The sequence below is a fragment of the Modestobacter versicolor genome, from assembly GCF_041028285.1.
Classification (GTDB): domain Bacteria; phylum Actinomycetota; class Actinomycetes; order Mycobacteriales; family Geodermatophilaceae; genus Modestobacter; species Modestobacter versicolor_A.
Map to the genome: position 1 here is coordinate 782,219 of NZ_JABGDB010000002.1, position 24,870 is coordinate 807,088.

At 73.8% G+C, this 24,870-nt stretch carries 21 protein-coding genes; 6 read left to right on the plus strand and 15 right to left on the minus strand.

Going from position 1 to position 24,870, the window contains the following annotated elements; all coding sequences use genetic code 11:
* The first annotated feature begins 160 nt into the window (after positions 1-160).
* Positions 161-1,069, plus strand: a complete 909-nt coding sequence (locus tag HL054_RS10140) for a COX15/CtaA family protein (protein ID WP_369138841.1) — start codon at positions 161-163, stop codon at positions 1,067-1,069.
* 345 nt (positions 1,070-1,414) lie between these two features.
* Here HL054_RS10140 and HL054_RS10145 read toward each other — a convergent pair whose 3' ends face one another.
* A complete protein-coding gene (locus HL054_RS10145; RefSeq protein WP_369138842.1) occupies positions 1,415-2,338 on the minus strand; it encodes a heme o synthase in 924 nt (307 codons plus the stop codon).
* A 323-nt stretch (positions 2,339-2,661) separates the two neighbouring features.
* Here HL054_RS10145 and tkt point away from each other — a divergent pair, with 323 nt between their 5' ends.
* The 5 genes from tkt to pgl all read left to right on the plus strand — a co-directional run bounded on the left by tkt (position 2,662) and on the right by pgl (position 9,725).
* Positions 2,662-4,887 carry a transketolase gene (gene tkt, locus HL054_RS10150; RefSeq protein ID WP_369138843.1) on the plus strand — a complete coding sequence of 742 codons (2,226 nt, stop codon included), beginning with the start codon at positions 2,662-2,664 and terminating at the stop codon, positions 4,885-4,887.
* Between the two features lie 78 nt (positions 4,888-4,965).
* Complete coding sequence (gene tal / locus HL054_RS10155; RefSeq protein ID WP_369138844.1) at positions 4,966-6,072, plus strand: transaldolase; 1,107 nt, start codon at positions 4,966-4,968, stop codon at positions 6,070-6,072.
* Positions 6,073-6,191: 119 nt separating this feature from the next.
* A complete protein-coding gene (zwf, locus tag HL054_RS10160; protein ID WP_369138845.1) occupies positions 6,192-7,709 on the plus strand; it encodes a glucose-6-phosphate dehydrogenase in 1,518 nt (505 codons plus the stop codon).
* A 37-nt stretch (positions 7,710-7,746) separates the two neighbouring features.
* Complete coding sequence (locus HL054_RS10165; RefSeq protein ID WP_369138847.1) at positions 7,747-8,916, plus strand: glucose-6-phosphate dehydrogenase assembly protein OpcA; 1,170 nt, start codon at positions 7,747-7,749, stop codon at positions 8,914-8,916.
* The gene (gene pgl / locus HL054_RS10170) at positions 8,913-9,725 is read left to right on the plus strand and encodes a 6-phosphogluconolactonase (protein WP_369138848.1); all 813 of its coding nucleotides are present in this window, start codon (positions 8,913-8,915) and stop codon (positions 9,723-9,725) included. Before HL054_RS10165 ends, pgl begins: the two co-directional genes overlap by 4 nt.
* A 157-nt stretch (positions 9,726-9,882) precedes the next feature.
* Here pgl and HL054_RS10175 read toward each other — a convergent pair whose 3' ends face one another.
* From HL054_RS10175 to HL054_RS10240, 14 genes are all read right to left on the minus strand, one after another.
* Positions 9,883-10,224 carry an RNA polymerase-binding protein RbpA gene (locus HL054_RS10175; protein WP_369138849.1) on the minus strand — a complete coding sequence of 114 codons (342 nt, stop codon included), beginning with the start codon at positions 10,222-10,224 and terminating at the stop codon, positions 9,883-9,885.
* Positions 10,225-10,453: 229 nt separating this feature from the next.
* A complete protein-coding gene (gene secG / locus HL054_RS10180; protein ID WP_369138850.1) occupies positions 10,454-10,687 on the minus strand; it encodes a preprotein translocase subunit SecG in 234 nt (77 codons plus the stop codon).
* A gap of 111 nt (positions 10,688-10,798) precedes the next feature.
* Positions 10,799-12,502, minus strand: coding sequence for an ABC transporter substrate-binding protein (locus HL054_RS10185; RefSeq protein WP_369138851.1), 1,704 nt, complete (start codon positions 12,500-12,502; stop codon positions 10,799-10,801).
* A gap of 109 nt (positions 12,503-12,611) precedes the next feature.
* Positions 12,612-13,424: a triose-phosphate isomerase gene (gene tpiA / locus HL054_RS10190; RefSeq protein WP_369138852.1), complete on the minus strand. Its 813-nt coding sequence runs from the start codon at positions 13,422-13,424 to the stop codon at positions 12,612-12,614.
* Positions 13,424-14,617, minus strand: a complete 1,194-nt coding sequence (locus HL054_RS10195) for a phosphoglycerate kinase (protein WP_369138853.1) — start codon at positions 14,615-14,617, stop codon at positions 13,424-13,426. Before HL054_RS10195 ends, tpiA begins: the two co-directional genes overlap by 1 nt.
* The gene (gap, locus tag HL054_RS10200) at positions 14,617-15,621 is read right to left on the minus strand and encodes a type I glyceraldehyde-3-phosphate dehydrogenase (protein WP_369138854.1); all 1,005 of its coding nucleotides are present in this window, start codon (positions 15,619-15,621) and stop codon (positions 14,617-14,619) included. The genes HL054_RS10195 and gap overlap by 1 nt, the downstream gene beginning before the upstream one ends.
* Before the next feature lie 250 nt (positions 15,622-15,871).
* Positions 15,872-16,846, minus strand: a complete 975-nt coding sequence (whiA, locus tag HL054_RS10205) for a DNA-binding protein WhiA (RefSeq protein ID WP_440347930.1) — start codon at positions 16,844-16,846, stop codon at positions 15,872-15,874.
* A 79-nt stretch (positions 16,847-16,925) separates the two neighbouring features.
* Complete coding sequence (locus HL054_RS10210; protein ID WP_369138856.1) at positions 16,926-17,957, minus strand: gluconeogenesis factor YvcK family protein; 1,032 nt, start codon at positions 17,955-17,957, stop codon at positions 16,926-16,928.
* A 2-nt stretch (positions 17,958-17,959) separates the two neighbouring features.
* Positions 17,960-19,009 (minus strand): RNase adapter RapZ, encoded by a 1,050-nt coding sequence (rapZ, locus tag HL054_RS10215; protein WP_369138857.1) that lies wholly within the window; start codon positions 19,007-19,009, stop codon positions 17,960-17,962.
* On the minus strand, positions 19,006-21,075 hold the full coding sequence (uvrC, locus tag HL054_RS10220; protein WP_369138858.1) for an excinuclease ABC subunit UvrC: 2,070 nt from the start codon (positions 21,073-21,075) through the stop codon (positions 19,006-19,008). The genes rapZ and uvrC overlap by 4 nt, the downstream gene beginning before the upstream one ends.
* A 71-nt stretch (positions 21,076-21,146) precedes the next feature.
* On the minus strand, positions 21,147-21,566 hold the full coding sequence (locus HL054_RS10225) for a universal stress protein (RefSeq protein WP_369138860.1): 420 nt from the start codon (positions 21,564-21,566) through the stop codon (positions 21,147-21,149).
* Positions 21,563-23,182, minus strand: a complete 1,620-nt coding sequence (locus HL054_RS10230) for a tripartite tricarboxylate transporter permease (RefSeq protein ID WP_369138861.1) — start codon at positions 23,180-23,182, stop codon at positions 21,563-21,565. Before HL054_RS10230 ends, HL054_RS10225 begins: the two co-directional genes overlap by 4 nt.
* Entirely contained in the window at positions 23,182-23,733 is a 552-nt protein-coding gene (locus HL054_RS10235; protein WP_369138862.1) for a tripartite tricarboxylate transporter TctB family protein, read from the minus strand. The genes HL054_RS10230 and HL054_RS10235 overlap by 1 nt, the downstream gene beginning before the upstream one ends.
* The gene (locus HL054_RS10240; protein WP_369138863.1) at positions 23,730-24,707 is read right to left on the minus strand and encodes a Bug family tripartite tricarboxylate transporter substrate binding protein; all 978 of its coding nucleotides are present in this window, start codon (positions 24,705-24,707) and stop codon (positions 23,730-23,732) included. The genes HL054_RS10235 and HL054_RS10240 overlap by 4 nt, the downstream gene beginning before the upstream one ends.
* Positions 24,708-24,870 lie beyond the last annotated feature (163 nt).

The window sequence follows — 24,870 nt, forward strand, 5'->3', positions numbered from 1 at the left end:
CGCGGCGGACGCGGCGCTCGTGCCGCGCGGCAACAGATCTCGGCCGGCTCGGCGCGCGTCGGGCGGGTCACCGGGCGGCTGATCGGGTCGCGCGGTGAGGGGCACCGCGGTAAGTAGCATCGGGCGCGTGTCGGTTCTTCCCGCTCGATTCCGCTCTCGGGTGAACCCCGCGACCGTCTCGCGCATCGCCCTGGCCAACGTCGTCGCGAACGGCGTCATCGTCGTCACCGGGGGCGCGGTGCGGCTCACCGGCTCCGGTCTGGGCTGCCCCACCTGGCCCGAGTGCACCGACGGCAGCATCCGGCCGACCGCCGAGCTGGCCGGGCACGGGCTGATCGAGTTCGGCAACCGGCTGCTGACCTTCGCGCTGGTCGTCGTCGCCGTGGCCACCGTGGTGGCGGTCTTCCGGTCCGGACGGCGGGACCTGCGCGTGCTGGCGGCGCTGAGCTTCCTCGGCATCCCGGCCCAGGCGCTGCTCGGCGGCGTCACCGTGCTCACCGGGCTCAACCCGTGGACGGTGGCCGCGCACTTCCTGCTGTCGATGGTCCTGGTCGCGATCGCCACGGTGCTCTGGCTGCGGTCCCGCGAGCCCGGCGTCGGCCAGCTGCTGGTGCGCCGGCCGTTCTGGCTGCTGGCCCTCGGCATCGCGGCCGCGGTCGCCGCCGTCCAGGTGCTCGGCACCGTGGTCACCGGCAGCGGGCCGCACAGCGGCGACCCGGAGGCCGGCCGGACCGGCTTCGATCCCGAGCTGGTCAGCCAGCTGCACGCCGACGCGGTGTTCCTGCTGATCGGGCTGACCGTGGCGCTGCTGGTCTCCCTCGCCGCGACCGACGCCCCCGGCCGGGTCCGCCGCGCCGCCCGCGACCTGCTCGTCGTGCAGCTGCTTCAGGGCGTCATCGGCTACGTGCAGTACTTCACCGACCTGCCCGAGCTGCTGGTGCTCGCGCACATGGCGGGCGCGGTGCTCATCACCGCCTACACCGCCCGGCTGCTGTGGTCGGTGCGCGGGCCGTCGTCCGAGCTGCCGGTCGGCGCCGAGCCGCCCGTCCGCACCGCAGCCACCCGCTGAGCCGCGCGGGCGGCCCCGTCGTCCGGCGCCGTGCCCGCCCCCTCGCCGTCCGGGCTCACCGCACGCCGTCCTGGCTCACCGCACGCCGTCCTGGCTCACCGCACGTGCTCCTGGCTCACCTTCTGCCCTGAGCCAGGAGCACGCAGGATCAGGTGACCTGATCCCGGAGGACGGTGACGGGCGCTGGCGGCAACCCACCGCGGTCCGGCGTCCTGGCTCACCGCACGCCGTCCTGGCTCACCGCACGTGCTCCTGGCTCACCTCCTGCCCTGAGTCAGGAGCACGCAGGATCAGGTGACCTGATCCCGGAGCCGTCGACGGGCGCTGGACGCCGGGCGAGCTCGCTCAGACCAGGACGTCGACGACCAGGGCGATCGACACCAGGGTCATGTAGGTGATCGACACCGAGAACAGCCGCATCGGCCGGTCGGGCACGCCGGCCCGGATCCGGTTCAGCCAGGCGTGCGACTCGACGACGTACCAGCCGCCGAGGACCAGCGTGGCGATGCCGGTGGTCCAGCCGAGCAGCGGCGTCACCGGCGCCATGAGCAGCGAGACGGCCAGGGTGGCCCACGCCCAGGCGACCGACTGCCGGCCGACGCTGACCGGGCCGGCGACCACGGACAGCATCGGCACGCCGGCGCGGAAGTAGTCGTAGCGGAAGCGGCTGGCCAGCGCCCAGAAGTGCGGCATCTGCCAGCAGAAGACGATGCCGAAGAAGACGACGGCCGGCCAGTCCAGCGACCCGGTGACCGCGGCCCAGCCGATGAGCACCGGCGCCGCGCCGGGCAGCCCGCCGAAGACGGTGTTGTGGTGCGTCCGGCGCTTGAGCACCATCGTGTAGACGACCGAGTAGGCCAGCACGGCCCCGGCCGCCAGCGCCGTGGCCAGCGGGGTGGTGAAGAGCCCCAGCAGGACCAGCGAGACCCACGCCAGCAGGACGCCGAACCACAGCGCGTTCCGCGGGGCGATCACCCCGCTGGGGATCGGCCGGTCGCGGGTGCGGGACATCAGCCGGTCGATGTCCCGGTCGTACCAGCAGTTGATCGTGTTGGCCGCGCCCGCGGCGAGCATCCCGCCGACCAGGGTGGCCACCACCAGCCCCGTGTCGGGCCACCCCCCGGCCGCCAGCATCATCGCCGGCAGCGTGGTGACCAGCAGCAGCTCGACGAGCTTGGGCTTGGTCAGCGACACGTAGGCGCCCACCGTCGCGCGGGCGGACCGGAGGGTCCGGGCGCGGTCGACGCGGCGGTCGGCGATCGTCGTCACCGGGTACCCGGGAGCGCGGCGTCGCGCGGGCAGGAGGGCACCACGAGGTCCTTCTCCGCAGGGGGATGGGTTGCCCCGCCACTCTAGCCCGGCGGTCGTCCGGGAATTGCCGGGCACCGCTAGGGTTTGATCACGTTGACTCTGCGCGTGGAGCGGGTAGGGCGGTCGTCGAGGACGCCGGCGCACCGACCGCTGTACGACTCTCGGTCGCACCCGATCAGGTGCGGCCGTGGTGCGCACCGTCGTCCGCCCGGGGTGGGTGGGTCCACGCGCCCCCGGGCGGTCTGACTCCGACCGACCCCCGAGGGAGCACCGAGCGCCACATGACCAGCGACAGCGGCACCAGAAGCACCGAAGCCGAAGCACCGGCCGAGGCCGCCAGCGACAGCCCGACCGGCGACCCGAAGCAGCCCAACCCGACCCTCCCCGAGGGGTTCACCGAGCTCGACCGGCGCGCGATCGACACCGCCCGGGTGCTCGCCATGGACGCGGTGCAGAAGGTCGGCAACGGCCACCCGGGCACCGCGATGAGCATGGCGCCGACCGCCTACCTGCTCTTCCAGAAGTGGCTGAAGCACGACCCGAGCGACCCGCAGTGGACCGGCCGTGACCGGTTCGTCCTGTCGATGGGCCACTCCAGCCTGACCCTGTACGTCCAGCTCTACCTGGCCGGCTACGGCCTGGAGCTCGACGACCTCAAGGCGCTGCGCACCTGGGGCTCGCTCACCCCGGGCCACCCGGAGGTCAACCACACCCCCGGAGTCGAGACCACCACCGGTCCGCTCGGCCAGGGCGTGGGCAACGCCGTCGGGATGGCCATGGCCGCCCGTCGCGAGCGCGGTCTGTTCGACCCGGACACCGCGGACGGCGAGAGCTTGTTCGACCACACCATCTGGGCCTTCGCCTCCGACGGCGACCTGGAGGAGGGCGTCAGCGGCGAGGCGTCCTCGATCGCCGGCACCCAGCGGCTGGGCAACCTCGTGCTGGTCTACGACGACAACAAGATCTCGATCGAGGACAACACCGAGATCGCCTTCACCGAGGACGTCGGCAAGCGCTACGAGGCGTACGGCTGGCACGTGCAGCACGTGGACGACGGTGAGGACCTCGCCGCCCTGGACGCCGCCTTCGCCGCGGCCAAGGCCGAGACCGGCCGTCCCTCGATCATCGTGCTCCGCACGATCATCGGCTGGCCCTCGCCGAACAAGCAGAACACCGGCGCCGCGCACGGATCGGCGCTCGGCGACGACGAGGTCACGGCCACCAAGCAGGTCCTCGGCTTCGACCCCGAGCAGACCTTCGAGGTCAGCGACGAGGTCATCGGGCACACCCGCAAGGTGGTCGAGCGCGGCCAGGCGGCCCACGCCGAGTGGTCGCAGGGCTTCACCGCCTGGGAGCAGAGCAACCCCGAGGGGGCCGCGCTGCTGGCCCGGATGAAGACCCGCACGCTGCCCGAGGGTTGGGCGGAGAAGCTGCCCAGCTGGCCCGCCGACGCCAAGGGCGTGGCCACCCGCAAGGCCTCCGGCGAGGTGCTCGCCGCGATCTACCCCGAGCTCCCCGAGCTGTGGGGCGGCTCGGCCGACCTGGCCGAGAGCAACAACACCGCGGTCAAGGGCGAACCGTCGTTCCTGCCCGCCGACCGGCAGACGAAGATGTGGTCCGGTGGCCCCTACGGCCGCACGCTGCACTTCGGCGTCCGCGAGCACGCGATGGGCGCGATCATGAACGGCATCGCGCTGCACGGCGGCACCCGCGTCTACGGCGGCACGTTCCTCACCTTCTCCGACTACATGCGCGGCGCGGTCCGGCTGGCGGCGCTGATGCAGATCCCGGTCACCTACGTGTGGACGCACGACTCCATCGGCCTGGGCGAGGACGGCCCGACCCACCAGCCGATCGAGCACTACGCCGCACTGCGCGCCATCCCCGGGCTGGACTTCGTCCGCCCGGCCGACGCCAACGAGACGGCCGTCGCGTGGCGGACGATCCTGGAGAACAACGACCGCCCGGCCGGTCTGGCACTGTCCCGGCAGAACCTGCCGACCTTCGACCGCGACGTGATGAACTCGGCCGAGGGCACCGCCAAGGGCGGCTACGTGCTGGCCGAGGCGTCGTCCGGCACCCCCGAGGTCATCCTGATGGGCACCGGCTCCGAGGTGCAGATCGCCGTGGCCGCCCGCGAGGTGCTCGAGGCGGAGGGCATCGCGACCCGCGTGGTCTCCCTGCCTTGCTGGGAGTGGTTCGCCGAGCAGGACGAGGCGTACCGCCTCGAGGTCCTGCCCGCCTCCGTGCGGGCCCGGGTCAGCGTCGAGGCCGGTGTGCCGATGGGCTGGCGCGACTTCGTCGGCGACGCCGGCCGGATGGTCGGGCTGAACCACTACGGCGCCAGCGCCAGCTTCGCCAAGCTCTACGAGGAGTTCGGCCTCACCGCCGAGGCCGTCGTCGCCGCCGCCCGCGAGAGCATCGAGGCCGCGGGGTCGGCTCCGGTGCCCCCCACCGGCCCCGGCGTCTCGGTCGGCGGGCTCGACAGCCCGACCGGCGATCGCTGAAGAAGGACCACACCGACCACGAGCTCGCGGCGGGCCCCGGGACCGGGGCCCGCCACCCACCTCACAGGAGGGCACGACATGGCCCAGAACGAGAACCTCGCAGCGCTGTCGAAGGCAGGGGTCGCCGTCTGGCTCGACGACCTCTCCCGCGACCGCATCCGCAGCGGCAACCTGCAGCAGCTGGTCGACGAGCAGAGCGTCGTCGGCGTCACCACCAACCCGAGCATCTTCGCGGCCGCCATCAGCGGCTCGAAGAGCTACGACGACCAGCTGCACGCGATGGCCGTGCGGAAGGTCAGCGTCGAGGAGGCGCTGCGCACCATCACCGCCGCCGACGTCCGGGACGCCTGCGACCTGCTGGCGCCGGTCGCTGCCGCCCAGCCGGGCGACGGCCGGGTCTCCCTGGAGGTCGCGCCCGGTCTCGCGCACGAGACGGACGCCACCGCCGCCGAGGCCGCCCACCTCTGGTGGCTGGTCGACCGGCCGAACCTGTTCATCAAGATCCCGGCCACCGTCGAGGGCCTGCCGGCGATCACCTCCACCATCGCCGCGGGCATCAGCGTCAACGTCACGCTGATCTTCAGCCTCGAGCGCTACCGCGCGGTCATGGAGGCCTACCTCGCCGGCCTCGAGCAGCGTCTCGCGGACGACCCGGAGGCGTCGTTCGAGGGAATCGCCTCGGTCGCCTCGTTCTTCGTGTCCCGGGTGGACACCGAGATCGACAAGCGTCTGGACGCCGCCGGTGCCGACGCCTCGCTCAAGGGCAAGGCCGGCATCGCCAACGCCCAGCTGGCCTACCAGGCCTACGAGGAGGTCTTCTCCTCCGACCGCTGGAAGGCCCTGGCCGCCAAGGGCGCGCAGCCGCAGCGGCCGCTGTGGGCCTCGACCGGGGTCAAGAACCCCGACTACTCGGACACGATGTACCTGTCCGAGCTCATCGCCCCCGGCACGGTCAACACCATGCCCGAGAAGACGATGCAGGCCTACGCCGACCACGGTGCTGCGGGCACCCCGGTGCAGTCGTCGTACGCGGACGCCGAGAAGGTCATGCAGTCCGTCGCCGACGCCGGCATCGACCTGGACGACGTCTTCCGCGTGCTCGAGGTGGAGGGCGTCCAGAAGTTCAGCGACGCCTGGGACGAGCTGACCGGCTCGGTGCAGGAGCAGCTGCAGGACAAGGCCTGACGTCCTCCCCCGGGTCCGCCCGGGACAGCACCACCCACTGAGCAACCCACCCGTCGTCCGGCCCAGCGCCGAGCCGGACGACGGGTGGCCCAGCGAGAGCCCCGAGGACGGACGAGACGATGGCCACCAACCCGTTGCGGGACCCGCGGGACCGGCGACTGCCCCGCGTACCGGAGCCCTGCGCCCTGGTCGTGTTCGGCATCACCGGCGACCTGGCGCGCAAGAAGCTGCTCCCGGCCGTGTACGACCTGGCCAACCGCGGCCTGCTGCCCACCAACTTCGCCCTGCTGGGCTTCGCCCGCCGCGACTGGGGCGACGTGGAGTTCTCCGAGCTGGCCCGCTCGGCCGCCCGCGAGCACGCCCGCACCCCGTGGCGCGAGGAGGTCTGGGAGCGGCTGGCCAACAGCGTCCGCTTCGTCCAGGGCTCCTTCGACGACGACAACGCCTTCGACGAGCTGGCCGAGAACCTCGCCGAGCTCGAGGGCAGCCACGGCATCGGCGGCAACGCCGCGTTCTACCTGTCGATCCCCCCGGCGATGTTCCCGACCGTGCTCAAGCAGATGCAGCGCACCGGGATGGCCGAGAGCACCCCGGACCGCTGGCGCCGGGTGGTCGTGGAGAAGCCCTTCGGCACCGACCTGGCCTCCAGCCGCGAGCTGAACGCGCTGGTCGACTCGGTGTTCAGCGCCGACGACGTCTTCCGGATCGACCACTACCTGGGCAAGGAGACGGTCCAGAACCTGCTGGCCCTCCGCTTCGCCAACACGCTGTTCGAGCCGATCTGGAACGGCCACCACGTCGACTCGGTGCAGATCACCATGGCCGAGGACGTCGGCATCGGCGGCCGGGCCGGGTTCTACGAGAAGACCGGCGCCGCCCGCGACGTGCTGCAGAACCACCTGCTGCAGCTGCTGGCGCTCACCGCGATGGAGGAGCCGGTCGAGTTCTCCGCCGAGGAGATCCGCACCGAGAAGCTCAAGGTGCTGCGGGCGGTCTCGGTGCCCGCCGACATGGCGCAGTTCGCCATCCGCGGGCAGTACGAGCAGGGCTGGCTGGCCGGGCAGCGCGCCACCGGCTACCGCCAGGAGGAGGGCGTGAGCCCGGAGTCCACCACCGAGACCTACGCCGCCGTCCGGCTGGGCGTGGAGACCCGCCGGTGGGCCGGCGTCCCGTTCTACCTGCGCACCGGCAAGCGCCTCCCCCGCCGGGTCACCGAGATCGCGCTGGTCTTCAAGCGCGCCCCGCACCTGCCCTTCGCCCCGACCGACACCGAGGAGCTGGGCCACAACCAGCTGGTGATCCGGGTGCAGCCCGACGAGGGCGTCACGCTCAAGTTCGGCTCCAAGGTGCCCGGCAGCGTGATGGAGGTCCGGGACGTCGCAATGGACTTCCTCTACGGCGAGCAGTTCACCGAGGCCAGCCCCGAGGCCTACGAGCGGCTGCTGCTCGACGTGCTGCTCGGCGACGCGACGCTCTTCCCGCGCAACGCCGAGGTCGAGGCGTCCTGGGCGGTCATCGACCCGCTCGAGGAGCACTGGGCGACCATCCCGCCGCAGCCCTACCGGGCCGGCGAGTGGGGCCCGCGGGCCGCCGACGCCATGCTCGAGGCCGAGGGCCGGCAGTGGCGCCGACCGTGACCCGCCACCCCGCCACCCCGTACTCCAGGAGCCTGTCGTGACGACGCTGTGGGACACCACCGGATCCGCGGTGGTCAAGGAACTGGCGGCCCAGCGCCGCACCGGCGGTGCGGTGATGAGCGGGGTCGCGCTGACCCTGGTCGTCGTCGCCGACGAGGGCCGGGTCGCCGAGGCCGAGCAGGCCGCGACCGCCGCCGCCGAGGTGCACCCGTGCCGGCTGCTGATCGTGGTGCGCCGGCAGATCGAGGCGCCGGTGCCCCGGTTGGACGCCGAGGTGCAGATCGGCGGCCGGCTGGGCCCGGGCGAGGCCGTGGTGATGCGGATGTACGGCCGGCTCGGCCTGCACGCGGAGTCCGTCGTCCTGCCGTTGCTGGCCGCGGACGCCCCGGTCGTCACCTGGTGGCACGAGGCGCCGCCGGAGCGGATCGCCCGGGACGCCCTCGGCGTCATCGCCGACCGGCGGATCACCGACGCCTCGATGTCGCCGGACCCGATCGCGGCCCTGCGCACCCGGGCCGACGACTACGCCCCCGGCGACACCGACCTCACCTGGACGCGCAGCACCCCCTGGCGGGCCACCCTCGCCTCGACCATCGACTCCGTCGCCGGCCGCCGTGGTGAGCCGGTGCGGGTGCTCGGCGGCCAGGTCGAGGGCGACCCGGCCAACGCGACCGCCCGGCTGGTCGCCGGCTGGCTCGCCTCCCGCTGCGGCTGCGCGGTGCCGGTGGTGCCGAGCACCCGGGTGCCCGGCCCGTCCGGCATCGCCGGCGTGGTGCTGCAGCTCGACGAGGACGAGGAGGTGCGCCTCCAGGACGACCGCAAGGGCGGCGCGGTCATCCAGCAGCCGTTCCGCCCCGAGGCGGTCGTCGCGCTGCCCGACCGGTCGCTCGGCGAGCTGATCGGCGAGGAGCTGCGCCGGCTGGACTCCGACGAGCCGTACAGCGAGGCGCTGGAGTCGGTCACCGGTGCCACCGGGTTGGCCGCGCGGTCGGCCGACCGGGACCACGTCTGGTTCGACCCGATGCGCCCCGAGCAGGCGGTCGAGCCGACCAGCGCCGACGCCGACGGCCCGGTGCTGCCCTCCGGGGCCGCGGCTCCGGCACCGACCGTGCCCGACGTGCCCGGCGACACCGACGAGGTCACGCCGGACGCCGAGCCGGCCGCCCCGGGCCGCCGCACCCCCGCCGCGAAGAAGGCCCGGACGTGAGCCAGCAGCCGCCCGGTGAGCCGGTCGAGGCGGCGCTCGCCGCCGAGGGCCTGCCCACCCCCGACGTCGTCATCGAGCCCGACGCCGACCGGCTGGCCCGGGCGGTCGCCTCCGCGCTGGTCGCCCGGCTGGCGGCCGCCCAAGCCGTCCACGGGACGGCGTCGGTGGTGCTGACCGGGGGCGGCATCGGGACCGCGGTGCTCGAGCGGGTCGCCGCGCTCGCCGCGGAGCCCGAGCACGCCGTGGTCGACTGGACCGCCGTCGACGTCTGGTGGGGCGACGAGCGCTTCGTGCCGGCCGACTCCCCCGACCGCAACGAGCTCGGCGCCCGGGCGGCGTTCCTCGGCCGGGTCGGCCTCGACCCGGAGCGGATCCACCCGATGCCGTCCTCGGACGCCGGGTTCGACGAGCCGGAGGAGGCCGCCGCCTGGTACGCCGGGGAGCTGGCCGCGGTGGCGGGCGAGGGGCGCGCCCTGCCCCGGATCGACGTGCTGCTGCTGGGCATGGGCCCCGAGGGCCACGTCGCGTCGATCTTCCCGGAGTCGCCGGCCGCCTCCGACGAGCGCCCGGTGGTCGCCGTGCGCGACTGCCCCAAGCCGCCGCCGACCCGGGTGAGCCTGGGCTTCCCGGCGATCACCGCCGCCGAGGAGGTCTGGCTGCTGGTCAGCGGGGAGGGCAAGGCCGACGCGGTGGCCGAGGCGCTCTCCGGCGCCGACCGGCTGCAGCTCCCCGCCGCCGGCGCCCGCGGCCGCCGGGCCACCCGCTGGCTGCTCGACACCGCCGCCGCGAGCAAGCTCCCGCGCGCATGACGCCGGCGCCCCCAAGGGCGCCGGCGTCATCGGGAGGTGCTGGAACGGCCCCCTCTCAGGGTCCCGCCCCGAGCTCGCGAGGGGTGGGGTCAGGCCCCCTTCAGGGTCCCGCCGCGAGCGTGCGAGTGGCGGGGGGAAGGGGGTCCTTCCACCTTCCTCAGGCGCCCCGGCGGGCGCGGAGGCGGGTCAGCGCCTCTTCGAGCAGTGCGTCCCCGTCGGCGTCGCTGCGCCGCTCGCGCACGTACGCCAGGTGCGTCTTGTAGGGCTCGGTGCGCGGAGCCGGCGGCGGGCTCTGCTGGTCGGTGCCCGCCGGGAGCCCGCAGCGCGGGCAGTCCCAGGTCTCGGGGACCTCGATGTCGGTCGCGAACGCGATCCGCGACTCGTGCCCGTTCGCGCACCAGAAGCCCACCCGGTGACGGGGCGCGGCCTCGCCCCGTTCTGCCTCGCCCATCGGTCCTGCCCCGACCCGACTGCCCCGGATCGCATTCCCACCAGCCACGAGCGGCCCCCTGATCGTCTGCCTCGACCGCGGTGCTCTTGATCACCGCCCGGGCAGTCTAGGGCCATCCGGGCCGCTCTCAGGTCACGATGCGGACACCGTGCGTACCGACCCGCTACCGAGCGTCGATGGGATCGATCGCACGCTGGTGACTTGCTGGAACGGCCCCCGGCCCCGTCGCAGGGTCCCGCCGCGAGCTCGCGAGTGGTGGGGGCGAGGGGGTCCTTGGTCAGACCTTGATCAGGATGCCCAGGGCGACGATGCAGACGGTCCAGACGAGGCCGGCGAAGACGGTCAGCCGGTTCAGGTTCTTCTCCACCACGGAGCTGCCGGACAGCTGCGAGGACACCGCGCCGCCGAACATCGACGACAGACCGCCGCCCTTGCCGCGGTGCAGCAGGATCAGGACGATCAGCAGCACGCTGGTGAGCACCAGGAGCACGTTGAGGACCAGCTCGATCATCGTCAGTCTCCTGTCCCGTTGACCACGGGGTGGGCTCGCACCCGGTGGATCGGGGGCTCTCGACGGTCCAGCCTAACCGACGCGGTCCCCCGCCCCGGTCAGCCGACCCGCTCAGCCCACCCCTGCGGTGGCGACGTCGTAGCCGCCGTAGGGCTGCATGACCACGCCGTTGCGCAGCCGCTGCCCGGCGAGCAGCTGCACCCGGTTCTCCACCAGCGGCACGTACGCCGACGTCGTCTGCACCGCGGCGACCACCTGGCGCCAGGCGTCCGCGGCGGCGACCGGGTCGGGCACCGCGCGCGCTGCGTCGACCAGGCCGTTCACGGTCGGGTCGTCGAGCCGCGCGTAGTTGGTGTTGCCCACCGCGCCGATCGAGCGGCCGTCGACCAGCGGGACCAGGAACGACGCCCAGGTCGGGAAGTCCGCGGTCCAGGTGGCCAGCACGATGCCGTACCCGCCCGCGGCGACCGCGTCGGGGTCACCGACGTCCGTGGCGTAGTACGTGCTCGGGTCCAGCGGCCGCACCTCGGCCTGGATGCCCACCTCCGCCAGGTCGGCGGCCAACGAGGTGGCGACCTTGACGCTGTTGGGCGCGTCCGGGACGGCGAGCACGGTGCTGAACCCGTCCGGCAGGCCGCAGGCGGCCAGCGACGCGCGGGCGGCCGCCAGGTCCGGGCGGGGGTCGGGGTCGGTGACCTCGCCGGCGAGGGCCCGCGGCCAGAGCATCGACGTCCGGACGGCGTCCTCCGGCCCGCCGAGCGCCTCCTGCACGCCTGTCCGGTCGACGACGGCGGCGACCGCGGACCGGCAGTGCGCGTTGTCCATCGGCGCCACCGAGTTGGGCAGGGCCAGCAACCGCACCGCGCCGGTGGTCACGTCGTCGATCCGGCCGGCGAGCGCCCGGTCGTCCAGCCGGCTGGTGGTCGCCTGGTGCACGCCCATGCCGGACAGGTCGGCGTCGGCCGAGCCGGCCAGCAGCGCCTGGTCCCGGGCGAGCGCGGTCATCCCGGTGCGCACGACCACCTGGTCGGGCAGGGCGGTGCGGACCTCGTCGGTGGCCGGGTCCCACTGCGGGTTCCGGTCCAGCTGGATGCCCGTCTGCGGGTCGACCGAGGTGACCAGGTACGGCCCGGAGCTGATCGGGTCGGCACCGTAGTTCCCCGCGGTGTCGTTCTCGATCGGCACCGGGCTGCTGGACAGCAGCGCCATGACGAACGGGAAGTCCGGCGCCGCGGCCGTCAGGGTGAAGGTGATCGTCCGGTCGTCGGGGGTGGCGATCGAGGCGAGGCCGAGCTTGTCCGCGGACTCGTCCTGGTAGGGGCCGGCGTAGGGGTCGGCGGGGTCGTCGAGCAGGTCGACGACGTAGGTCGGACCGCCGACGACGACCTCGGAGGCGAAGGACCGCTCGATGCCGTACTTGACGTCGCGGGAGGTGATCGGCCGGCCGGTCTCGAACCGGACGCCCTCCTTGAGGGTGAACGTCCAGGTCCGGCCGCCGTCCGGCGTCTGCCCGAGGTCGGTGGCCAGGTCGGCCACCAGCTCGTCGGTGCGGCCCGGCTCGCTGGAGTAGGTGACCAGGGTGCGGGCGTAGAGCCGCATCAGGTTCCACACCCCCGGCGAGTAGGAGCGCTGCGGGTCGAGGCTGTCGATCTCCCCGGTGACCAGCCGGAGCGTGCCGCCGGGGGTGTCGGACGGCGCGCGGACCCCGTCGACGCCGTCGTCGGCCTGGCCGCCTTGGGTGGGCACGCCGGCCGCGCCGGTGTTGCCGCTGCCGCACCCGGCCAGCAGGGCCAGCAGGGCGACGACGGACAGCACGACGGCCGACCGCCCCGCCCCCCGCGAGGAGGGACGGCGGCAGGTCGGCCGTCGATCGGTGCTGTGGTTCAACGTGGGTGCTGCTCCGCCCGGTCAGTGCCGGGGGCGGTCAGCTCCCACCGGCAGCGGTACGACAGATCTGTGCGAACTCGTCGGCGTCCAGGCTGGCCCCGCCGACGAGCGCGCCGTCGACGTCCGGTCCGGCGAGGATGCCGGCCGTGTTGCCGGCCTTGACCGACCCTCCGTAGAGGATACGGACGGCTACGGCGAGTTCCGGCCCGTAGCGCTCGGCGAGCCGTGCCCGGAGTGCCGCACAGACCTCCTGCGCATCATCGGGGGTGGCGACCTCACCGGTACCGATCGCCCAGACCGGCTCGTAGGCGACCACCAGACCGGCGAGCTGGTCGACGGTGAGGCCCTCCAGCGCCCGGTCCAGCTGCGACGTGCAGTGCGGGACGTGGGCCCCGCTCCGGCGGACGTCGAGGCCCTCCCCCACGCACAGCACCGGCACCAGGCCGTGCCGCAGCGCCGCTTGCACCTTGGCCGCGACCACGGCGTCGTCCTCGCCGTGCAGCGTGCGCCGCTCGGAGTGCCCGACCAGCACGTACCGGCAGGCCAGCGCGGCGAGCATCGCCCCGCTGACCTCGCCGGTGTAGGCACCGGAGTCTGCCGCGGACAGGTCCTGCGCCCCGTAGCCGATCTCCAGCTTGTCGCCGGCCACCAGCGTCTGCACGCTGCGCAGCGCGGTGAACGGCGGGACGACGACGACCTCGGCCGCGTCGAGCTGGGCCTCGGTCAGCGAGAACGCCAGCTTCTGCACCAGTCCGATGGCCTCGAGGTGCGTGAGGTGCATCTTCCAGTTGCCGGCGATCAGCGGACGGCGTCCCTCGCGGGGTGCCCGGGTCTCCCTGGTGCGCGCCATCAGTCGGCCAGCACCGAGAGCCCGGGGAGCTCACGGCCCTCGAGGTACTCCAGCGACGCGCCGCCGCCGGTGCTGATGTGACCGTAGGAGTCCTCGTCCAGACCCAGCTGGCGCACGGCGGCAGCGGAATCGCCACCACCCACGACGGACAGGCCCTCGACCTCGGCGACGGCCTCGGCGACCCCGCGGGTGCCGGCCTGGAAGGGCGCCAGCTCGAACACGCCCATCGGCCCGTTCCAGAAGACCGTGTGGGCATCGGCGAGCTCGGCGGCGAAGACGTCCACGGTCAGCGGGCCGATGTCCAGCCCCATCAGGTCGTCCGGGATGCCGTCGGCCGGGGTCACGGTGACCGCCGCGTCGGCGGCGAACCGGTCGGCGCAGACGACGTCGACCGGGAGCGCGATCCGGTCGCCGGCCTGTGCCAGCAGCCGCCGGCACGTGTCGACCTGGTCGGCCTCGAGCAACGACGACCCGACGCCGTGCCCCTGGGCGGCGAGGAAGGTGAAGCACATCCCGCCGCCGACGAGCAGCCGGTCGACCTTGGGCAGCAGCGCCTCGATCACGCCGAGCTTGTCGCTGACCTTGGAGCCGCCGAGCACGACCACGTAGGGGCGCTCCGGGTCCTCGGTGAGCCGGGTGAGCACCTCGAGCTCGCGGGCGACCAGCCGGCCGGCCGCGTGCGGGAGCCGCTCGGCGACGTCGGCGACCGAGGCGTGCCGGCGGTGGACGGCACCGAAGGCGTCGTCCACGTACAGGTCGGCGAGGCCGGCGAGCCGGTCGGCGAGCTCGCCGCGGACGGCGTCGTCCTTGCTGGTCTCGGCCGCCTCGAAGCGGACGTTCTCCAGCATCAGCACCTCGCCGTCGGCGAGCGCCGCGGCCCGGGCCGTGGCGTCCGGGCCGGCGACGTCGGCCGCGAGCGGCACCGGGCTGCCGAGCAGCTCGGCGAGCCGGGCGGCCACCGGGGCGAGGGAGAACTGCGGGTCCGGCTCGCCCTTGGGCCGCCCGAGGTGGGCGGCGACGAGGACCCGGGCACCGGCGTCCCGCAGCGCGGCGATCGTCGGCAGGCTGGCCCTGATCCGGCCGTCGTCGGTGATCTCGCGGGTGACCTTGTCCAGGGGGACGTTCAGGTCGGCGCGCAGCAGCACGCGCCGACCCGACACCCCGTCGGCGATGAGCTCGTCGACGGACCTCATCAGAGCTTGCTGCCCACCAGCGCGACGGAGTCGACCAGGCGGTTGGAGTAGCCCCACTCGTTGTCGTACCAGCCGACGACCTTGACCTGGTTGCCGAACACCTTGGTCAGGCCGGAGTCGTAGATGCACGACGCCGGGTCGGTGACGATGTCGGAGGAGACGATCGGGGCGTCGGTGTAGACCAGGTACGGCGCCAGCGGGCCGTCGGCGGCGGTCCTGTAGGCGGCGTTGACCTCGTCGACGGTGACCTCGCGGGACAGCGTGACGGTGAGGTCGGTCGCCGAGCCGGTCGGCACCGGGACGCGCAGCGCGTAGCCGTCGAGCTTGCCCTTGAGCTCGGGCAGGACCAGGCCGATGGCCTTGGCCGCACCGGTGGACGTCGGGACGATGTTCAGCGCGGCGGCGCGGGCGCGGCGCAGGTCCTTGTGCGGGCCGTCCTGCAGGTTCTGGTCGGCGGTGTAGGCGTGGATCGTGGTCATCAGGCCACGCTCGATGCCGAAGGCGTCGTTGAGGACCTTGGCCAGCGGGGCCAGGCAGTTGGTGGTGCAGGACGCGTTGCTGATGATCGTCTGCGAGCCGTCGTACTGCTCGTGGTTGACGCCCATGACGATCGTCAGGTCGTCACCGGTGGCCGGCGCGGAGATGATGACCTTCTTGGCGCCACCGGCGTCGACGTGCTTGCGCGCGTCGTCGGCCTTGGTGAAGAAGCCGGTGGACTCGACGACCACGTCGACGCCCAGGTCGCCCCAGGGCAGGTTGGCCGGGTCGCGCTCGGCCAGCACCTTGATGGTGGCCCCGCCGACCTTGATGCCGTCGCCGACGACCGAGACGTCCTCGGGCAGCTTGCCCAGGATCGAGTCGTACTTGAGCAGGTGCGCCAGCGTCTCGGGGGTGGTCAGGTCGTTGACCGCCACGATCTCGATGTCCGCACCGCTGGCGGCAGCCGCCCTGTAGAAGTTGCGGCCGATCCGACCGAACCCGTTGATCCCGACCCGTACCGTCACTGCGGACCTCCCAGACCGTGCTGCCGGGCCGTGTTGCCCGGCTGCGCCGTCGGCCGCGCGTGTGCACGGCCACATGTCGCGGTCAGCCTATCGGCCCCCGGGACGGCGCCCGACCACGCACCTGCCCCGGCCCACCGGGCCCGCACAGACGTCCGCGACGTCTCCCCGGCTGAGCCGGAGAGACGTCGCGGACGTCCCGGTGAGGCGCTGGACCGGCCCTCCTACCGGGACGGGAGGCGGCACCCTTGCGTCACTGGGCCAGCATGTCGTCGGTGACGACGGACTCCGTGTCCGGGATGCCGAGGTCCTTCGCGCGCTTGTCGGCCATCGCCAGGAGACGCCGTATGCGCCCGGCAACAGCGTCCTTGGTCATCGGGGGGTCGGCGCGCTGACCGAGCTCCTCCAGCGAGGCCTGACCGAACTCCAGCCGCAGCCGGCCGGCGACCAGCAGGTGCTCGGGGGCGTCCTCGCCGAGGATCTCCAGCGCCCGCTCGACCCGCGCGCTCGCTGCGACCGCGGCCCGCGCCGACCGGCGCAGGTTGGCGTCGTCGAAGTTGGCCAGTCGGTTGGCGGTGGCCCGCACCTCGCGGCGCATCCGCCGCTCCTCCCAGGCGAGCACCGCGTCGTGGGCGCCCATCCGGGTCAGCAGGGCGCCGATGGCGTCGCCGTCCCGGACGACGACCCGGTCGGTGCCGCGCACCTCGCGGGCCTTGGCCGCGATGCCCAGCCGGCGGGCGGCGCCGACGAGCGCCATCGCCGCCTCGGGCCCCGGGCAGGTGACCTCCAGGGACGACGACCGGCCCGGCTCGGTGAGGGAGCCGTGCGCCAGGAACGCCCCGCGCCAGGCTGCCTCGGCGTCACCGATGCCACCGGAGACGACCGACGGCGGCAGACCGCGCACCGGCCGGCCGCGCTGGTCGACCAGCCCGGTCTGCCGGGCCAGCCCCTCACCGTGCTTGGCGATGCGCACCAGGTAGCGGACGCCGCGGCGGATGTTGCCGCCGGCGAGCACGCTCACGCCGCTGGTGTAGCCGTACACCTCGCTGATGTCGCGGCGCAGCCGCCTGGCCACCGAGCCGGTGTCGAGCTCGGCCTCGATGACCACGCGGCCACCCACGATGTGCAGGCCACCGGAGAAGCGCAGCAGCGCCGTCACCTCGGCCTTGCGTTCGGAGGTCTTCGTGCACTCCACGCGGGAGAGCTCGTCCTTCACCATCGCCGTCATAGCCATGAGCGGTCTTCCCTTCCCCCTGTGTGCCGGCCGGTGCACCCGTCGTCGCCGTGCCCGGCCCTCCCCGGCCCGGTCACCGCGCGCCGACCATGGAGGCCAGCGCGGCGGCGAGCCGAGCAGGATCGTGCCGTGGTGCACCGTCGGGTGCAGCCACCGGTGCGAGCACCAGATCCGCACCGCATCCCTGCACAGCAGACAGCAGACCACGCCGGTCAACAACCGCAGCGGCATCGGCGATGACAGTGTGCAACGACACGCCCCCCAGATGTGCCAGCAGGACCCCCAGGTGCTCCTCCGGGGAGAAGCCGTCGGTCTCCCCCGCCTGGGGCTCCAGGTTGAGCACGACCACCATCTTCGCCGGGCTGTCCTGCAGCGCCTGGCGCAGCTGCGGGACCAGCAGGTGGGGCAGCACGGAGGTGTACCAGGAGCCGGGGCCGAGGCTGACCACGTCCGCCTCGGCGATCGCCCGCAGCACCGCCGGGGGCACCGGGGGGTCGGCCGGCGAGACGCGGATGTCGCGGACCCGGCCCGGGGTCGAGGCGATCGCGACCTGGCCCCGGATCCGCCGGGTCTCCTCCGGGTCGTCGGGGTCGGTGCTGACGACCGTGGCCACCAGGTCCAGCGGCACCTCGGCCATCGGCAGCACCCGGCCCTGGGCGCCGAGCAGCTCCTCGAGCACGCCCAGCGCACGCACGCTGTCACCGCCGTGCATCTCGGTGAGCCCGGTGAGCATCAGGTTGCCGACCGGGTGGCCGGCCAGGACGCCGCTGCCGCCGAAGCGGTGCTGCAGCAGCCGGGCCACCTCCTGGGTGCGCGGGTGCTCGCCGGCCAGCGCGGCCAGCGCCATCCGCAGGTCGCCCGGGGGCAGCACCGGCATCTCGCGCCGGATCCGGCCGGAGGAGCCCCCGTCGTCGGCGACGGTGACCACCGCGGTCAGCTCCCGGGTCAGCCGGCGCCAGGCGGCCAGCGCGGCCGCGAGCCCGTGCCCGCCGCCCATCGCCACCACCCGCAGCCGGTCGGCCGAGCGGCGGTCGCCGCCGACGGGCACCGGGACGGGCGGTGGCGGCGCCAGCCGGACCGCCTCGTCGCCGGGCAGCTCGGGCAACGTCACTCCCGCCCCAGGTCGCGGTGCCGGGCGGTGGCGGGCACGCCCTCCTCGGTGAGCCGGCGGGCGAACTCCTCGGCGATGGCCACGCTGCGGTGCTTGCCGCCGGTGCAGCCGACCGCCAGCGTCAGGTAGCGCTTGCCCTCGCGCCGGTAGCCGGGCAGCAGCAGCCGCAGCACCTCGGTGTACCGGTCCAGGAACGCCGGGGCGTCGTCCTGGCCCAGCACGTAGTCGCGCACCTCGCTGTCCCGGCCGTTCATCGGGCGCAGCTCGGGGACCCAGTGCGGGTTGGGCAGGAACCGGGCGTCGACGACCAGGTCGGCGTCCAGCGGCAGGCCGTACTTGAAGCCGAAGCTGAGCACGGTGGCGACCACCTGGGGCGGGGCGCCGTCCTCGACGAAGGCCGACTCCAGCGTGGCCCGCAGCTGGTGGACGTTGAGGTCGCTGGTGTCGATCCACAGGTCGGCCTCGCCGGCGATGCCGGTGAGCAGCTCGCGCTCGGCGTCGATGCCGTCGATGAGCCGGCCGGTGCCCTGCAGCGGGTGCTCGCGGCGGACCGACTCGTAGCGGCGGACGAGCACCTCGTTGCGGGCGTGCACGTAGACGACCCGGGGCCGGTGGCCGGCGTCGGCCAGCTGCCGGATGGACTCCTGCAGGTCGCTGGAGAAGGCGCGGCTCCGCACGTCGACCACCGCGGCGAACCGGCGGAGGTCGCCGCGGGCACCGAGCTCCACCATGGGCTGCAGCAGCGCCGGCGGCAGGTTGTCGACCACGAAGAAGCCCAGGTCCTCCAGCACCCGCCCGGCGCTGTTCTTGCCCGCACCGGACAGCCCGGTGACCACGACGACGTCGAGCGGGGCCAGCTCGGTGCTCGACCCGTCGGCCGAGGGCGGGACGTCGCCCTGCGGACCCGCGGGTGCCGGGTCGGTGAGTGCGGCGTCGCTGTGTGCCGGGTCGGCGTGGGCGGCGTCGGTGGGTGCCGGGTCGCTGTGTGCCGGGTCAGAGTGGGCCGGGTCGGCGGTGGGCTCCCCGGCCTGCGGACCGCCGCTCACGCGCCGCTCCCCTCGACCTGGTGGACCCGGCCGATCTCGGCGCTCTCCCCCGCCTCGGGACCGCGGACCACCCGGGCCGGGGTGCCGGCGCCCACCGGCGCGACCTCCAGCTCGACGGCGTCCTCGGCCACCCGGTCGGGGTCGGCACCGGCCTGGACCGGCTCGGCGACCGCGGCCAGCACCGCCTCGGCGGTCCGCCGGCCGATGCCGGGGACGGCGGTGAGCTCCTCGACCGAGGCCGCGCGCAACCGCTTGAGAGATCCGAACTGCTTCATCAGCGCCTTCCGCCGGGTGTCGCCCAGCCCCGGGACGTCGTCCAGGAGCGACACCAGCATGGTGCTGGATCGCTTCTGCCGGTGGTAGGTGATGGCGAACCGGTGCGCCTCGTCCCGGATCCGCTGCAGCAGGTACAGCGCCTCGGAGGTGCGCGGCAGGATGACCGGGTCGGGGTCGTCGGGCAGCCACACCTCCTCCATCCGCTTGGCCAGGCCGCAGACGGCGACGTCGACGACGCCCAGCTCGGCGAGCGACCGGCTGGCGGCGGCCACCTGCGGGGCGCCGCCGTCGACGACCAGCAGGTTCGGCGGGTAGGCGAACCGGCGCGGCCGGCCCTCCTCCGCGGCGACGCCCTGCTCGTCGCGGCGGTCGGCCTCCTCCTTGAGGTGCCGGGCGAACCGCCGGCGGACGACCTCGGCCATCGCGGCGGTGTCGTCGGTGCCCTGGGCGACGGAGAACCGGCGGTAGTCGGACTTCTTGGCCATGCCGTCCTCGAACACCACCATGCTGGCCACCACGTTGGTGCCCTGGACGTGGGAGATGTCGATGCACTCGATGCGCAGCGGGGCGTCGGCGAGGTCCAGGGCCTCCTGGATCTCCGACAGCGCCATCGACCGCGCGGTGAGGTCGCTGGCGCGCTTGACCCGGTGCCGGGCGAAGGACTCCTTGGCGTTGCGCTCCACCGTCTCCATCAGGTTGCGCTTGTCGCCGCGCTGGGGCACCCGCAGCGACACCCGCGACCCGCGCAGCTCGCTGAGCAGCTCGGCGTAGACCTCGGCGTCCTCGGGGAGCTCGGGCACCAGCACCTCGCGCGGCACGGCCTCCCCCACCTCGCCCGCGCCGGTCTCCTCGTCGACACCGCCGTAGACCTGGAGCAGGAACTGCTCGACCAGCTGCCCGGTGGTGACGTCCTCGACCTTGTCGATGATCCAGCCGCGCTGGCCGCGGACCCGGCCGCCGCGGACGTGGAACACCTGGACGGCGGCCTCCAGCTCGTCCTGGGCGAACGCCACGACGTCGGCGTCGGTGCCGTCGCCGAGGACGACGGCCTGCTTCTCCAGCGCCCGGCGCAGCGCACCGAGGTCGTCGCGCAGCCGGGCGGCCTTCTCGTAGTTCAGCTCCTCGGCGGCCTCGGCCATCTGCCGCTCGAGCCGGCGGGTCATCTGCTCGGTGCGGCCGCCCATGAAGTCGCAGAAGTCGTCGACGATCTCGCGGTGCTCCTCGGCGCTGACCCGGCCGACGCAGGGGGCCGCGCACTTCCCGATGTAGCCGAGCAGGCACGGCCGGCCGATCTGACCGGCGCGCTTGAAGACGCCGTTGGAGCAGGTGCGGGCCGGGAAGACCCGGGTCAGGGTGTCCAGCGTCTCCCGGATGGCCCAGGCGTGCGCGTAGGGCCCGAAGTAGCGGACGCCCTTGCGCTTGGGCCCGCGCATGACCTGCAGCCGCGGGAACTCCTCGTTCAGCGTGACCGCCAGCGAGGGGTAGCTCTTGTCGTCCCGGTAGCGGACGTTGAACCGCGGGTCGAACTCCTTGATCCAGTTGTACTCGAGCTGGAGGGCCTCGACCTCGGTGCCGACGACGGTCCACTCCACCGCGGACGCGGTGGTGACCATCTGCCGGGTGCGCGGGTGCAGCCCCCACACGTCGGCGAAGTAGCTGTTCAGCCGCTGCCGGAGGTTCTTGGCCTTGCCGACGTAGATGACCCGGCCGCCGGGGTCGCGGAACTTGTAGACCCCGGGGTCCTCCGGGATGCTGCCGACCGCTGGGCGGTACGTGGACGGATCGGCCATGCCCCCAGGTTAGGTCGGCCCCCCGACACTCCGGTGCCCCCGTCAGCGACCTGCGCAGATGCCCTGGGGGGTCAGGCCGGCGGCGCGGTCTTGACCGCGAGCACCGGGCAGTCGACGTCCAGCAGGATGCGCTGGGCGGCGCTGCCCATCAGCAGCTTGCCGACCGCCGAGCGGTGCCGGATGCCGATGACCAGCAGGTCGGCCGCCGTCTCGGTGACGACCGCGGCGAGCTCCTCGGCGACGTCGCGGCCCACCGGCTGGCGGACCTCGAACGCCACGCCGGAGGCGGCGAGCTGGTCGCTCAGCCCGCGCAGCGCCTCGCCCTGGAGGTACTCCGGGTCGACGAGCGCGTCCCCGCGGGAGCTGTTGACCACGACCAGCCGGGCCCCGCGGCGGCGGGCCTCCTGCACCCCGTGCGCCAGCGCCGCAGCGCCCCGCGGGTTGGGCACGTGCCCCACGACGACCGTCCCCATCTGCACGTCTCCGCTCATCGCTCCGTCGTCCCCGGGTCGTCCGGGTGGTCTGCGTGGTCCCCGTGGTCTGCGTGGTCCCGGTGGTCCGCGCCGGTGCGGACGCGCTCGTCGCGGTGCTCGAGCCGGCCGTCGCGCTGGACCTCCTCCGGCGTGGACCGGCGGCCCTTCACCAGCCGCAGCACGATCGGCCCCACCAGGGCCACCAGCGCGAGGAACAGCACGATCCGGCTGAACCAGCTGTCCACCAGCACGCCGAGGTCGCCGCCGCTGATCGCCAGGGCGCGGCGCAGGTTGGTCTCCGCGATCGGCCCGAGGATCAGCCCGATCACCGCGGGCGCCACCGGCCAGCCGTACCGGCGCATCAGGAACCCGAGCAGCCCGAGCAGGAGCAGGAGGACCAGGTCCAGCGGGTCGGCGTTGACGGCGAAGGAGCCGAGCGAGGCGAACATCAGGATGCCGGCGTACAGGTAGGGCCGCGGGATGCGCAGCAGCCGCACCCAGACGCCCACCAGCGGCAGGTTGAGCACCAGCAGCATCGCGTTGCCGATCAGCAGCGAGGCGATCAGCGCCCACACCAGCGGGCCCTCGGTGGTGAGCAGCGTCGGCCCCGGCTGGATGCCGTAGCCCTGGAAGGCGGCCAGGATGATCGCCGCCGTGGCCGAGGTGGGGATGCCGAGGGTCAGCAGCGGCACGAGCACGCCGGCGGCCGCGGCGTTGTTGGCGGCCTCCGGCCCGGCGACGCCCTCGATGGCGCCCTTGCCGAACTCCTCGGGGTGCTTGGTGAGCTTCCGCTCCGTCGCGTAGGACAGGAACGTCGGGATCTCCGCACCGCCGGCGGGCAGCGCGCCGAACGGGAAGCCGAACGCGGTGCCGCGCAGCCACGGCTTCCAGGAGCGCCGGAAGTCCTCCCGGGTCATCCAGTTGCCCTTGTGGTCGATCACCTGCACCGCACCCCGGCGCAGCCGGGAGGCCACGTAGAGCGCCTCCCCGACCGCGAAGAGGGCCACCGCGACGACGACGACGTCGATGCCGTCGGACAACTGCGGCACCCCCAGGGTGAACCGCTCCTGGCCGGTGAGGACGTCGGTGCCCACCAGCCCGAGGTACAGGCCCAGGCAGAGGGCGGCCAGCCCGCGCAGCGGGGAGGAGCCCAGCACGGTGGCGACGGCGACGAAGGCGATGACGGCCAGCGCGAAGTAGTCCGCCGGGGTGACGCTGATGGCCAGGTCCACCACGGTGGGGGCGACCAGCGCGAGCAGCAGGGTGGCGATGGTGCCGGCCACGAACGAGCCGATGGCCGCGGTGGCCAGCGCGGCCGACCCGCGGCCGGCCTTGGCCATCCGGTTGCCCTCGAGCGCGGTCATGATCGAGCTGGACTCGCCGGGGGTGTTGAGCAGGATCGACGTCGTCGACCCGCCGTACATCCCGCCGTAGTAGATGCCGGCGAACATGATCAGCGCGCTGGTCGGCTCGAGCACGTAGGTGGCCGGCAGCAGCAGGGCGACGGTCATGGCCGGGCCGATGCCGGGCAGCACGCCGACGGCGGTGCCCAGCAGCACGCCGAGCAGGGCGAAGAGCAGGTTGCCCGGGGTCAGGGCGTCGGCGAACCCGCCGAGCAGGTCGTCGAAGGCCATCAGAGCCAGTCCGTCAGGAACTCGAGGACCGTGCCGCCGGGCAGCGCCACGTTGAGCGCCTTGACGAAGACGATCCAGACGACGCAGCTGACCAGCAGGCCGATCAGGAACGGCCGGACGACGCCCACGGCGCCCAGCGCCCAGGCCACGGCGGCGAACATCAGCGCCACCGCCAGCGGCCAGCCGATCACGTTGATCAGCAGCGCATGGGCGACGAAGGCGACGGCGATGATCGCGACGGCCCGCCAGTCGGTCGGGGCGTCGGGGTCGACGTCCTCGCTGTCGTCGGAGGGTCCGCGGTCGCCGCGCAGCGCGCGGAGGGCCAGCGCGGTGCCGGTGAGCACGGTCAGCCCGCCGACGGCGTAGGGGAAGAACCGGGGACCGACCGTGTTCGACGACCCCGGCACGGCGATGGCCCCGGCGTCGACGAGCAGGTAGACGCCCAGCGCGGCGAGCAGCGCGGCCATCACCAGCTCGCCGGTGTTCCGCTCCGGGCGGCTGCTGCGCTCCTCGGCCACCGGCCCGGGCTCGTGCCCGGCGGCGGTGCTCACGGGATCAACCCGATCTCGGTCAGGACCTGGCGCACGCGGGTCTCCTCCTCGGCGAGGAAGTCGCCGTACTCGTCCCCGGTCTGGAAGGTGTCCAGCCAGCCGTTGTTCTCCAGCGCCTCGGCCCACTCGTCGCTGTCGTGCGCGGCCTGCACCACGGCGATCAGGTCGTCGCGGGCGTCGTCGCTCATGCCGGGCCGGGCCATCAGCCCGCGCCAGTTGACCACCTCGACGTCGTAGCCGGACTCGATGATCGTCGGGACGTCGGGCACCTGGTCGGAGCGCTCGGCGGTGGAGACCGCGAGGCCCCTGAGGTCACCGGCGGCCACCTGCGGGCCGTAGTCCGCGGTGCCGGAGATGCCGGCGGCGACCTGGTTCCCGAGCAGCGCGGACAGCGACTCGCCGCCGCCCGAGTAGGGGATGTAGTTGACCTCGCGGGGGTCGATGCCGGCCGCCTGCGCCAGCAGCCCGGCCAGGATCTGGTCGGTGCCACCGGCCGAGCCGCCGGCGATCGGGGTGCCGCGCGGGTCCGCGGCCCACGCCTCGACGAAGGCCGCCAGGTCCTCGTACGGCGACTCGGCCGGCACCACGAGCAGCTCGGTCTCGCCGATCAGCTGGGCGATCGGGGTGACGTCGTCCAGCCGGGTGCGGGAGTCGTTGGTGTCGACAGCGCCCACCATGACCAGGCCCATCATCATCAGCAACGCGTCGTCGTCCTCGCGGGCCAGCTGCCCCAGGCCGATGGTGCCGCCGGCGCCCTCGACGTTGAACACCTGCACGTTGCGGGCGACCCCGGCCTGCTGGATCACCCGCTGCAGGGTGCGGGCGGTGGTGTCCCAGCCGCCGCCCGGGCTGGCCGGGACCATCATCCGCAGCCGGGAGAGGTCCCCGGGCTGGACGACGGTGCCGGCGCACGCGGACAGCGTGGCCAGGGCCGGCGCCGCGAGGCTGCCGGCGAGGAAGGTCCTGCGGCTCATCGGCACGGGGGTGCGCCTCCTGCGGCTGCGCTGCTCACGGGGAGTCAGGCAACCACAGCCGGACGCCGTCCGTGAACCTGGTGCCGCGATCGGCACCGAGGCGTGACCTGGGGCGGCCGAACGACCGGGCGGGGGGCGCTCCCTCCGCCCGGTCAGCCGGTCG

What these genes read in the sequence shown, in the direction of transcription:
- whiA (WP_440347930.1), bottom strand. Translation starts at nt 16,846, where the DNA reads ATGACGGCGATGGTGAAGGACGAGCTCTCCCGCGTGGAGTGCACGAAG.
- uvrC (WP_369138858.1), bottom strand. Translation starts at nt 21,075, where the DNA reads ATGGCCGATCCGTCCACGTACCGCCCAGCGGTCGGCAGCATCCCGGAG.
- secG (WP_369138850.1), bottom strand. Translation starts at nt 10,687, where the DNA reads ATGATCGAGCTGGTCCTCAACGTGCTCCTGGTGCTCACCAGCGTGCTG.
- tpiA (WP_369138852.1), bottom strand. Translation starts at nt 13,424, where the DNA reads ATGGCGCGCACCAGGGAGACCCGGGCACCCCGCGAGGGACGCCGTCCG.
- HL054_RS10225 (WP_369138860.1), bottom strand. Translation starts at nt 21,566, where the DNA reads ATGAGCGGAGACGTGCAGATGGGGACGGTCGTCGTGGGGCACGTGCCC.
- HL054_RS10230 (WP_369138861.1), bottom strand. Translation starts at nt 23,182, where the DNA reads ATGGCCTTCGACGACCTGCTCGGCGGGTTCGCCGACGCCCTGACCCCG.
- zwf (WP_369138845.1), top strand. Translation starts at nt 6,192, where the DNA reads ATGGCCACCAACCCGTTGCGGGACCCGCGGGACCGGCGACTGCCCCGC.
- HL054_RS10240 (WP_369138863.1), bottom strand. Translation starts at nt 24,707, where the DNA reads ATGAGCCGCAGGACCTTCCTCGCCGGCAGCCTCGCGGCGCCGGCCCTG.
- tkt (WP_369138843.1), top strand. Translation starts at nt 2,662, where the DNA reads ATGACCAGCGACAGCGGCACCAGAAGCACCGAAGCCGAAGCACCGGCC.
- tal (WP_369138844.1), top strand. Translation starts at nt 4,966, where the DNA reads ATGGCCCAGAACGAGAACCTCGCAGCGCTGTCGAAGGCAGGGGTCGCC.
- HL054_RS10195 (WP_369138853.1), bottom strand. Translation starts at nt 14,617, where the DNA reads ATGAGGTCCGTCGACGAGCTCATCGCCGACGGGGTGTCGGGTCGGCGC.